The 10,512-nt window shown below is 54.7% G+C and carries 10 protein-coding genes and 1 rRNA gene; 10 read left to right on the forward strand and 1 reads right to left on the reverse strand.

The genetic code is table 11. The features are described from left to right. The first annotated feature begins 2 nt into the window (after positions 1–2). From accC to B4056_RS00320, 10 genes are all read left to right on the forward strand, one after another. Positions 3–1,352, forward strand: coding sequence for an acetyl-CoA carboxylase biotin carboxylase subunit (gene accC / locus B4056_RS00275; RefSeq protein ID WP_071669161.1), 1,350 nt, complete (start codon positions 3–5; stop codon positions 1,350–1,352). Positions 1,353–1,423: 71 nt separating this feature from the next. Then, positions 1,424–1,666, forward strand: coding sequence for a YhdT family protein (locus tag B4056_RS00280; protein ID WP_071669160.1), 243 nt, complete (start codon positions 1,424–1,426; stop codon positions 1,664–1,666). After that, a complete protein-coding gene (panF, locus tag B4056_RS00285; RefSeq protein ID WP_288653433.1) occupies positions 1,656–3,101 on the forward strand; it encodes a sodium/pantothenate symporter in 1,446 nt (481 codons plus the stop codon). The genes B4056_RS00280 and panF overlap by 11 nt, the downstream gene beginning before the upstream one ends. Before the next feature lie 11 nt (positions 3,102–3,112). Next, a complete protein-coding gene (gene prmA / locus B4056_RS00290; protein ID WP_094111839.1) occupies positions 3,113–3,994 on the forward strand; it encodes a 50S ribosomal protein L11 methyltransferase in 882 nt (293 codons plus the stop codon). A 371-nt stretch (positions 3,995–4,365) separates the two neighbouring features. Then, positions 4,366–5,331 carry a tRNA dihydrouridine synthase DusB gene (dusB, locus tag B4056_RS00295; protein WP_039380734.1) on the forward strand — a complete coding sequence of 322 codons (966 nt, stop codon included), beginning with the start codon at positions 4,366–4,368 and terminating at the stop codon, positions 5,329–5,331. Positions 5,332–5,355: 24 nt separating this feature from the next. Next, positions 5,356–5,652: a DNA-binding transcriptional regulator Fis gene (fis, locus tag B4056_RS00300; protein ID WP_003855228.1), complete on the forward strand. Its 297-nt coding sequence runs from the start codon at positions 5,356–5,358 to the stop codon at positions 5,650–5,652. 505 nt (positions 5,653–6,157) lie between these two features. Next, positions 6,158–7,183 (forward strand): amino acid ABC transporter substrate-binding protein, encoded by a 1,026-nt coding sequence (locus B4056_RS00305; RefSeq protein WP_094111838.1) that lies wholly within the window; start codon positions 6,158–6,160, stop codon positions 7,181–7,183. Positions 7,184–7,251: 68 nt separating this feature from the next. After that, complete coding sequence (locus B4056_RS00310) at positions 7,252–8,430, forward strand: amino acid ABC transporter permease (protein WP_071669156.1); 1,179 nt, start codon at positions 7,252–7,254, stop codon at positions 8,428–8,430. A 14-nt stretch (positions 8,431–8,444) separates the two neighbouring features. Then, entirely contained in the window at positions 8,445–9,545 is a 1,101-nt protein-coding gene (locus B4056_RS00315) for an amino acid ABC transporter permease (RefSeq protein ID WP_071669155.1), read from the forward strand. A gap of 8 nt (positions 9,546–9,553) precedes the next feature. Beyond that, positions 9,554–10,315: an amino acid ABC transporter ATP-binding protein gene (locus tag B4056_RS00320; protein ID WP_071669154.1), complete on the forward strand. Its 762-nt coding sequence runs from the start codon at positions 9,554–9,556 to the stop codon at positions 10,313–10,315. 122 nt (positions 10,316–10,437) lie between these two features. On the opposite strand, the gene rrf is transcribed toward B4056_RS00320, so the two are convergent. After that, positions 10,438–10,512 (reverse strand): 5S ribosomal RNA (rrf, locus tag B4056_RS17065); the annotation flags it as partial.

Below are 10,512 nucleotides of genomic sequence, written 5' to 3' on the forward strand. Positions count from 1 at the left end.
GCATGCTGGATAAAATTGTCATTGCTAACCGTGGTGAAATCGCGCTGCGCATTCTGCGTGCCTGCAAAGAGCTGGGCATCAAAACCGTAGCGGTCCACTCCACGGCAGATCGCGACCTCAAGCACGTGCTGCTGGCAGATGAAACTGTCTGCATCGGCCCGGCGCAGTCGGTCAAAAGTTACCTGAATATTCCGGCTCTGATCTCTGCCGCTGAAATTACCGGCGCAGTTGCGATCCATCCGGGATACGGCTTTCTGTCTGAGAACGCTGATTTTGCTGAGCAGGTTGAACGTTCAGGCTTTATCTTTGTGGGTCCGAAAGCGGATACGATCCGCCTGATGGGCGACAAAGTTTCTGCTATTACCGCGATGAAAAAAGCGGGCGTACCGACCGTTCCGGGTTCAGATGGCTCACTGACTGATGATATGGATAAGAACCGCGCTATCGCGAAGCGTATCGGTTATCCGGTTATCATCAAAGCCTCTGGCGGCGGCGGCGGACGCGGTATGCGCGTTGTACGCCATGAAAAAGATCTTGAGCAATCCATCGGCATGACGAAAGCGGAAGCCAAAGCGGCTTTCAATAACGACATGGTCTACATGGAAAAATTCCTCGAGAACCCGCGCCATATCGAAATTCAGGTGCTGGCCGATGGCCAGGGCAACGCCATCTATCTGGCGGAGCGCGACTGCTCCATGCAGCGTCGCCACCAGAAAGTGGTGGAAGAAGCACCTGCGCCAGGCATCACGCCGGAACTGCGTCGCTTCATCGGCGAGCGCTGCTCTAACGCCTGCGTGGAAATTGGCTATCGTGGAGCCGGTACTTTTGAGTTCCTGTATGAAAACGGCGAGTTCTACTTTATTGAGATGAACACCCGTATTCAGGTTGAACATCCGGTTACCGAAATGATCACCGGCGTTGACCTTATCAAAGAGCAGCTGCGTATTGCTGCCGGTCAGCCGCTGTCGATCAAACAGGAAGATGTGGTCGTACGTGGTCATGCGGTGGAATGCCGTATCAACGCCGAAGATCCTAATACCTTCCTGCCAAGCCCGGGTAAAATTACGCGTTTCCACGCGCCGGGTGGCTTTGGTGTACGCTGGGAATCGCACATTTACGCTGGCTACACCGTGCCGCCGTACTACGATTCCATGATTGGCAAACTCATTACTTACGGCGAAACCCGTGAAGTGGCGATCGCCCGCATGAAAAATGCACTGGCTGAGCTGATCATCGACGGCATCAAAACCAACGTCGAGCTGCAGATGAAAATCATGTCCGACGAAAACTTCCAGCAGGGTGGCACCAACATCCACTATCTGGAGAAAAAACTCGGCCTGCACGAAAAGTAATCGCAGCGCAGAGCACGACAGAGGCCGGTTAATCCGGCCTTTTTTATTGTTATCGCCTGTGAGGTTATCTGATGGATGGGCGTTTTCTACAAGCGAACAAAGAGGCGCGCTGGTCGCTGGGCCTCGCTCTCGCATATCTGCTGGTGTGGGCCCTGTCTGCCTGGCTCGGCGGGACGCAAAGCGGAATATCTGGCCTGCCCCGCTGGTTCGAACTCTCCTGCATATTTGCACCGCTATTGTTTACCGGACTCTGTGCGCTGATGGTCCGCGTCATTTTCCGTGATATGTCACTGGAGGACCGTGATGGAGAGTGAGATCCTTCTGCCGCTGCTGGCTTACCTGGTTCTGATCGCCGTGCTATCGGTAATCGCCATGCGCAAACAGCGCCAGGGCAGTTTTCTGACCGAATATTTTCTCGGCAGCCGCTCCATGGGCGGGTTTGTGCTGGCCATGACGCTGACCACAACCTATATCAGCGCCAGCTCATTTATAGGGGGGCCCGGTGCCGCCTATAAATATGGTCTGGGCTGGGTACTGCTGGCGATGATTCAGGTGCCTGCCGTCTGGCTATCACTGGGCGTGCTCGGCAAGAAATTTGCCATTCTGGCCCGGCGCTATAACGCAGTAACGCTCAACGATATGCTTTATGGTCGCTATCGCAGCCCGCTGCTGATCTGGCTGGCCAGTATCAGCCTGCTGGTGGCATTTATCGGTGCCATGACCGTGCAGTTTATCGGCGGCGCTCGCCTGCTGGAAACGGCGGCGGGCATTCCTTACGATACGGGCCTGCTGATTTTTGGCGGAACTATCGCCCTTTATACGGCTTTCGGGGGCTTTCGCGCCAGCGTGCTGAACGATGCGATGCAGGGGCTGGTAATGCTGGCTGGCACGTTTCTGCTGCTGTTTGCTGTTATTCATCATGCCGGCGGGCTGAGTCACGCGGTCAGCACGCTGCGCGCTATCGATCCGCAACTGGTGTCGCCGGAAGGGGCAGACAATGTGATTACACCTGCCTTCCTCTGCTCATTCGCCGTACTGGTCTGCTTTGGCGTTATCGGTTTGCCACATACCGCCGTACGCTGCATCTCTTACAAAGACAGCAAGGCGATGCATCGCGGGATCATTCTCGGCACCATCGTGGTGGTGATACTGATGCTGGGGATGCATCTGGCTGGCGCGCTGGGACGTGCGGTATTGCCTGACCTGACCATACCTGACCAGGTGATCCCGACGCTGATGATTACCGTACTGCCGCCGATGGCAGCCGGCATTTTTCTTGCCGCGCCGATGGCGGCCATTATGTCGACCATTAACGCGCAGCTCCTGCAGGCATCCGCTACGCTGATCAAAGATCTCTATCTGCGTCTTGCGCCCCGGCAGAGTGAAAATGAAGCGCGGCTGCGCATGCTCTCCGGCACGATTACTTTTGTGCTGGGCATCCTGCTGCTGCTGGCGGCCTGGAATCCGCCGGATATGATCATCTGGCTTAATCTGCTGGCGTTTGGCGGGCTGGAAGCGGTCTTTCTGTGGCCGCTGGTGCTGGGTCTCTACTGGGAGCGCGCCAATGCTGCCGGAGCCATCAGCGGTATGATCGCCGGCGCCGTAAGCTATACGCTGCTCGCCAGCCTGAATATTGAGTGGTGGGGACTCCACCCTATTGTTCCCTCGCTAACCCTGAGCCTGCTCGCTTTTCTGGCAGGTAACCTGTTTGGCAGCGCGTCTGCGACGCACGACGCTGCACTGAAATAAAGAGAAACACTATGCCATGGATTCAAATCAAGATTAACAGCACCGGAGAACAGGCTGAGCCGCTGAGCGATGCTCTGATGGAAGTGGGTGCCGTCTCGGTGACGTTTCAGGACACGCACGACAATCCGGTGTATGAACCCCTCCCGGGTGAAACCCGACTGTGGGGTGATACTGATGTCATTGGCCTGTTTGACGCCGAAAGTGATATGGATGAGGTGGTAGCCGCACTGCGTCTGCAGCCGGTGCCGGGATCGACCTTTCACTACAAGATCGAGCAGATCGAAGATAAAGACTGGGAGCGCGAGTGGATGGACAACTTCCATCCGATGCGCTTTGGTGAACGCCTGTGGATCTGTCCAAGCTGGCGGGATGTTCCCGATCCGGATGCGGTCAACGTCATGCTCGATCCCGGCCTGGCCTTCGGCACCGGAACTCACCCTACCACGTCACTCTGCCTGAGCTGGCTGGATGGTCTCGATCTGCAGGGCAAAACGGTAATCGACTTTGGCTGCGGCTCCGGCATTCTGGCTATCGCCGCGCTCAAGCTGGGTGCCGCACAGGCGATCGGGATCGATATCGACCCGCAGGCCATTCAGGCGAGCCGTGATAATGCTGAACGCAACGGCGTGGCAGATCGCCTGTCGCTCTACTTGCCACATCAGCAGCCTGAAAACCTGCAGGCTGACGTGGTGGTCGCCAACATTCTGGCGGGCCCGCTGCGCGAACTGGCACCGCTGATTGGCGTTCTGCCAAAAGCAGGCGGCGACCTTGGCCTCTCTGGCGTACTGGCCAGTCAGGCAGAAAGCGTCTGTGAAGCTTATGCTGAGCGCTTCGCGCTTGATCCGGTCGCGGAGAAAGAAGAGTGGTGCCGTATTACCGGACGCCTGCGTTAGTTTTTACCCCAGGTCTGCAAGCGCAAGCCTGGGGTTTCTTCGGAACAGATAGCATGCACCACCGGCACTGTCTTCGGACAGAATAATTTTGTATTAAATTTGCGCAAATAGCCGTTAATTCTGTGGTTAATTCGTTAAAATCGCGGCTTTTATATCGCGCTTTGCGGTCTGAATTCAGAAAAATGTTTGTTCACAATTTCGCCTTAAATATTTAACCTAATGATTTTAAAAGACTATTACGAGAGGCGGGTTGATGGCAGCGCAGACGCTTTAATGTTAAGAGGCTGTTGTTCAAAGTTTGGCCTTTCATCTTCCGGAAAAAATGCGTAATATACGCCGCCTTGCGAACAGTTAGGGTCACTTCTTTTTTCATGCGCATTGGACACCACCAGCTACGTAATCGCCTCATTGCTGCGCCTATGGCCGGAGTAACCGACAAGCCATTTCGCACACTCTGTTACGAGAACGGCGCCGGTATGACTGTCTCCGAGATGCTGTCATCTAACCCGGAAGTCTGGGCCAGTGACAAATCCCGGCTGCGTATGGTGCATAGTGACGAGCCCGGCATTCGTGCCGTGCAAATTGCTGGCTGCGATCCCGATGAGATGGCTGCCGCCGCGCGAATTAACGTTGCGTCTGGCGCGCAGGTTATCGATATCAATATGGGTTGTCCGGCTAAAAAAGTGAATCGTAAGATGGCTGGCTCCGCGCTGCTGCAGCATCCGCAACTGGTAGAATCGATTCTCCGTGCAGTCGTTAATGCAGTAGACGTACCGGTTACGCTGAAGATTCGCACCGGCTGGGACAAAGAAAATCGTAATTGTACAGAGATTGCCCAATTGGCTGAACGTTGTGGCATTCAGGCTCTCACCATTCATGGACGCACCCGCGCCTGTTTGTTTGAGGGGCAGGCTGAATACGACAGCATTCGGACAGTTAAGCAGAGCGTTTCCATTCCGATTATCGCGAATGGGGACATAACTGACCCGCATAAAGCCAGGGCAGTGCTCGACTACACCGGGGCAGATGCTCTGATGGTAGGACGTGCTGCTCAGGGAAGACCGTGGATCTTCCGGGAAATCCAGCATTATCTGGACACAGGGGAGCTGCTTGCACCAAAGCCGCTGGCAGAGGTGAAGCAAATGCTGATTGGACATATACGGGAGCTGCACGACTTTTACGGTCAGCGCAAGGGATACCGTATTGCCCGAAAACACGTTTCCTGGTATTTGCAGGAAAGTGCCCCTGACGACCAGTTTCGGCGCACATTCAACGCCATTGAGGATGCCAGCGAACAGCTGGAGGCGTTGGAGGCATACTTCGAAAATCTTGCGTAAACGAAATAAAGAGCTGAAAGAACTATGTTCGAACAACGCGTAAATTCTGACGTACTGACCGTTTCTACCGTTAACTCACAGGATCAGGTGACCCAAAAGCCACTGCGTGATTCGGTTAAACAGGCACTGAAGAACTATTTTGCTCAACTGAATGGTCAGGATGTTAGTGATCTGTATGAGCTGGTACTGGCTGAAGTTGAGCAGCCTCTGTTGGACATGGTAATGCAGTATACCCGTGGCAACCAGACCCGTGCAGCCCTGATGATGGGTATCAACCGTGGTACTCTGCGTAAGAAGCTGAAAAAATACGGCATGAACTAATTGTTCGTTGCTGCGATAACGCCAGCCTCCGGGCTGGCGTTTTTGTTTTTGTTGCCGCTTCCGTCTGTCACCCTGCATGAAACAGTTACCGCCTGAATGGTAACTATCGTTGCAATCTCCTGCGTCATTTTTCCTGCTCCCTCTCCCGCGTAAATCTGCGGGCTGTTCACACGTGCCTGCCACTATCCCCGGTCACTGCTGCGTTTACCCATAGCGGCATTAATTGGTCCGGCTAATGAGCGGTAGCTCACACTGCGCTCCAATAGTGAAACTATTTGCACTATTTGTGATCGCGGCGACTCGTCATGCCGCCTTTTGGTGCGCGATAGTAACCGCACGTTACTTCCTGCCCTTTTCTGACGCTCTTTCCTGAAGAATTCAGCTTGCTGCAAACCTGGCATCAGCTTTGCAACAGGCTGGATGGCTGATTGCCACCGACAGACAGCAGTGCACTACAAAGTGCGCACCACAATAACAACAGACGAACCGCCACACAGGATGCTTTATGAAAAAGATGATGCTCTCCACCCTGATTGCCGCTGCCACGCTGCTGACCGTGACTCAGCAGGCGCATGCAGGCGCCACTCTGGACGCAATTAAAAAGAAAGGTTTTGTGCAGTGTGGGATCAGTGATGGACTGCCTGGTTTCTCATACGCAGATGCCAGCGGCAAATTCACGGGTATTGATGTGGATGTCTGCCGTGCCGCCGCCGCCGCCGTGTTTGGCGATGCCGGCAAAGTTAAATATACCCCGCTGACGGCTAAAGAGCGCTTCACTGCGCTGCAGTCGGGCGAAGTGGATATCCTGTCGCGTAATACTACCTGGACCTCTTCGCGCGATGGCGGCATGGGCTTTCTGTTTGCCGGCGTAAACTACTATGACGGCATCGGCTTTCTGACGCATAAGAAAGCGGGACTGAAAAGTGCCAAAGAGCTGGATGGCGCAACGGTCTGTATTCAGGCGGGTACCGATACCGAACTCAATGTCGCCGACTATTTCAAAGCGAATAAAATGCAGTACACCCCGGTCACCTTTGACCGCTCCGATGAGTCAGCCAAAGCACTTGATAGCGGCCGCTGCGATACGCTCTCCTCCGATCAATCCCAGCTCTATGCGCTGCGTATCAAGCTGGGCAAGCCTGACGAATTTATCGTACTGCCGGAAGTGATCTCCAAAGAGCCGCTCGGGCCGCTGGTACGTCGCGGTGACGACGACTGGTTTACGATTGTTAAGTGGTCGCTGTTTGCCATGCTGAATGCCGAAGAGATGGGCATCAGCTCAAAGAACGTCGATCAGATGGCAGCAAAACCGACCACGCCTGACATGGCGCATCTGCTGGGTGCAGAAGGCGACTTTGGTAAAGACCTGAAACTTGATAACAAGTGGGCCTATAACATCATCAAGCAGGTGGGCAACTATCAGGAAATTTTTGACCGCAACGTCGGTAAAGATAGCGCGCTGAAAATCGCACGCGGACAGAATGCGCTCTGGAATCAGGGCGGTATTCAGTACGCACCGCCGGTGCGCTGATTTACTGCTGTGCCAGTCGGGCACCGCGTCCTGCGGTGCCCACGCGTATCTATCATTGAGGTTTCAACATGTCGCAACGCCCAACCGTGAAAAGGGATTTTTCATTCGGTAACCCTGCGGTTCGCGCCTGGCTTTACCAGTTTGTCGCGATTATTGCGGTAGTGGCCGTGGTGGGATATTTAATCCACAACACCATTATCAATCTGGCTAACCGCGGCATTACGTCAGGTTTTGGCTTTCTGGAGCGCAGTGCCGGTTTTGGTATTGTTCAGCATCTGATTGACTACACCGAAGGAGACACCTACGCCCGGGTCTTTATGGTCGGGCTGACCAATACCCTGCTGGTCTCCGCGCTTTGCATCGTCTTTGCATCCCTGCTTGGCTTTGCGGTAGGCCTGGCGCGCCTGTCCGATAACTGGCTGCTGCGTAAGCTCTCTGCCATTTATATTGAGACGTTCCGTAATATTCCGCCGCTGCTGCAGATTTTCTTCTGGTACTTTGCCGTACTGCGTAATCTGCCCGGCCCGCGTCAGGCACTGAACGCCTTTGACCTCGCCTTTGTCAGTAATCGTGGCCTGTATATTCCATGGCCACAGTATGCGCCCGGTACACTGCCATTTCTGGTTGCGCTGGCATTAAGCATTATCGCCAGCCTGGCGCTGTTTCGCTTTAATCGCAAACATCAGCTGAAAACCGGTCAGCTGCGTCGTACCTGGCCCGCTGCAGCCGGGCTCATTGTGCTGCTGCCGCTGATTGCCCATACCCTGTTCGGCGCGGGCGTGCACTGGGATGTGCCTGAGCTACGCGGATTCAATTTCCGCGGTGGCTTTGTGATGATCCCGGAGCTGGCGGCGCTGACGGTGGCGCTCTCTATTTATACCTCTTCATTTATTGCTGAGGTGATCCGCGCCGGTATTCAGTCAGTACCACATGGCCAGAGTGAAGCAGCGCGCTCGCTGGGACTGCCGAATCCCGTGACGCTACGTCAGGTCATTATTCCTCAGGCGATGCGCGTCATTATTCCTCCGCTGACCAGTCAGTATTTAAACGTAGTCAAAAACTCGTCGCTGGCCGCCGCTATCGGCTACCCCGATATGGTGTCGCTTTTTGCCGGTACGGTGCTTAATCAGACCGGCCAGGCAATAGAAACCATTGCGATTACCATGGCGGTTTATCTCATCATCAGCCTGACCATTTCCCTGCTGATGAACCTCTATAACCGCAAAATTGCGCTGGTTGAGCGTTAAGAGAACGAAACACTATGTCTGTGACAACGCATGAAACGCCGCCGGTAAGCAGTAATCTGCTGCAGAAGAGCTGGAGCTGGGCGCGCAAAAATCTCTTTTCCGGCTGGCTGAATACCCTGCTTACGCTGGTCAGTCTGTGGCTCATCTGGAGTGTTATTCCACCGGCACTGAACTGGCTGATATTTCAGGCAAACTGGCTGGGTGAAACCCGTGCTGACTGCACTAAAGCGGGGGCCTGCTGGGTGTTTATCCATGCGCGCTTTGGTCAGTTTATGTATGGACTCTATCCGCACGAACTGCGCTGGCGAATCAACCTGGCTCTGGTTATCGGTTTACTGTCAGTCATTCCGCTCTTTATCCGCGCCATGCCGCGCCGTGGCCGCTATCTGGCCTGCTGGGCGGTGCTCTATCCGATCGCGGTGTGGCTACTGCTTTATGGCGGCTATTTTGGTCTGGAGCGGGTGGAAACCCGTCAGTGGGGCGGCCTGACGCTGACGCTGATTATCGCATCCGTTGGTATCGCCGGCGCATTACCGCTGGGTATTCTGCTGGCACTGGGCCGGCGCTCAAACCTGCCGGTGGTGCGTACGCTATCCGTTATTTTTATTGAGTTCTGGCGTGGCGTGCCGCTGATCACCGTGCTGTTTATGTCCTCTGTCATGCTGCCGCTGTTTATGGCGGAAGGCACGACTATCGACAAACTGGTTCGGGCGCTGGTTGGCGTGATTCTGTTTCAGTCCGCCTATGTGGCGGAAGTGGTGCGCGGCGGTCTGCAGGCGCTGCCAAAAGGCCAGTATGAAGCGGCTGAATCGCTGGCGCTGGGATACTGGCGGACGCAGGCGCTGGTGATCCTGCCGCAGGCGCTTAAGCTCACCATTCCCGGGCTGGTGAATACCATTATCGCACTCTTCAAAGATACCAGTCTGGTGATCATTATTGGCCTGTTTGATCTGTTCAGCAGCGTGCAGCAGGCCACGGTCGATCCTGCATGGCTGGGCATGTCCACAGAAGGCTATGTCTTTGCTGCACTGGTCTACTGGATTTTCTGTTTTAGCATGTCGCGCTATAGCCAGTATCTGGAGAAGCGTTTTCACACCGGGCGTAAAGCGCACTGAGGTTTACTATGACATCCACAATAACGACGGCGGCTAACGCTATGATGATTACGCTCGAAAACGTGAACAAGTGGTACGGACAGTTTCACGTGCTTAAGGATATTAATCTGCAGGTTAAACCGCGTGAGCGCATTGTACTCTGCGGCCCGTCAGGCTCAGGAAAATCGACCACTATTCGCTGTATCAACCATCTGGAAGAGCATCAGCAGGGACGTATCGTCGTGGACGGTATTCATCTTAACGATGACGTGCGTAACATCGAACGGGTACGCACCGAAGTCGGCATGGTGTTTCAGCACTTTAATCTGTTCCCGCATCTTACCGTTCTGCAGAACTGCACGCTGGCCCCTGTCTGGGTGAGAAAGATGCCGAAGAAGGAGGCGGAAGCGCTGGCGATGCACTACCTTGAGCGGGTGCGCATCGCCGAACATGCACATAAGTTTCCGGGACAGCTCTCTGGTGGTCAGCAGCAACGTGTGGCGATAGCCCGTTCGCTCTGTATGAAACCCAAAATTATGCTGTTTGACGAGCCGACTTCAGCCCTTGATCCTGAGATGGTAAAAGAGGTGCTGGATACCATGATTGGCCTGGCAGAAGATGGCATGACCATGCTGTGTGTGACGCATGAAATGGGATTTGCACGTACGGTGGCTGACCGGGTGATCTTTATGGATCGGGGAGAGATCGTAGAGATGGCGCCGCCAGAGGAGTTCTTCGCTAATCCACGCTCAGAGCGTACCCGCGCGTTTCTGTCGCAGGTTATTCACTGATCTCAGCGCCCTTAGCTCTGCCCCTGCCATGCAGCAGGGGCTTTTTTATGGCTTCGCGTTTTTATCCTGTCAGGCAAAAACAAAAAAGCCCTGAACTTTCGTTCAGGGCTTCTGTGTTTGGTGCCTGGCAGTTCCCTACTCTCGCATGGGGAGGCCCCACACTACCATCGGCGCTACGGCGTTTCACTTCTGAGTTC

The organism is Pantoea sp. UBA7232, from assembly GCF_002473195.1.
In the GTDB taxonomy this organism is placed as follows: Bacteria; Pseudomonadota; Gammaproteobacteria; order Enterobacterales; family Enterobacteriaceae; genus Pantoea; species Pantoea eucrina.

What these genes read in the sequence shown, in the direction of transcription:
- B4056_RS00315 (WP_071669155.1), top strand. Translation starts at nt 8,445, where the DNA reads ATGTCTGTGACAACGCATGAAACGCCGCCGGTAAGCAGTAATCTGCTG.
- B4056_RS00320 (WP_071669154.1), top strand. Translation starts at nt 9,554, where the DNA reads ATGACATCCACAATAACGACGGCGGCTAACGCTATGATGATTACGCTC.
- B4056_RS00280 (WP_071669160.1), top strand. Translation starts at nt 1,424, where the DNA reads ATGGATGGGCGTTTTCTACAAGCGAACAAAGAGGCGCGCTGGTCGCTG.
- panF (WP_288653433.1), top strand. Translation starts at nt 1,656, where the DNA reads ATGGAGAGTGAGATCCTTCTGCCGCTGCTGGCTTACCTGGTTCTGATC.
- B4056_RS00310 (WP_071669156.1), top strand. Translation starts at nt 7,252, where the DNA reads ATGTCGCAACGCCCAACCGTGAAAAGGGATTTTTCATTCGGTAACCCT.
- dusB (WP_039380734.1), top strand. Translation starts at nt 4,366, where the DNA reads ATGCGCATTGGACACCACCAGCTACGTAATCGCCTCATTGCTGCGCCT.
- fis (WP_003855228.1), top strand. Translation starts at nt 5,356, where the DNA reads ATGTTCGAACAACGCGTAAATTCTGACGTACTGACCGTTTCTACCGTT.
- prmA (WP_094111839.1), top strand. Translation starts at nt 3,113, where the DNA reads ATGCCATGGATTCAAATCAAGATTAACAGCACCGGAGAACAGGCTGAG.
- accC (WP_071669161.1), top strand. Translation starts at nt 3, where the DNA reads ATGCTGGATAAAATTGTCATTGCTAACCGTGGTGAAATCGCGCTGCGC.
- B4056_RS00305 (WP_094111838.1), top strand. Translation starts at nt 6,158, where the DNA reads ATGAAAAAGATGATGCTCTCCACCCTGATTGCCGCTGCCACGCTGCTG.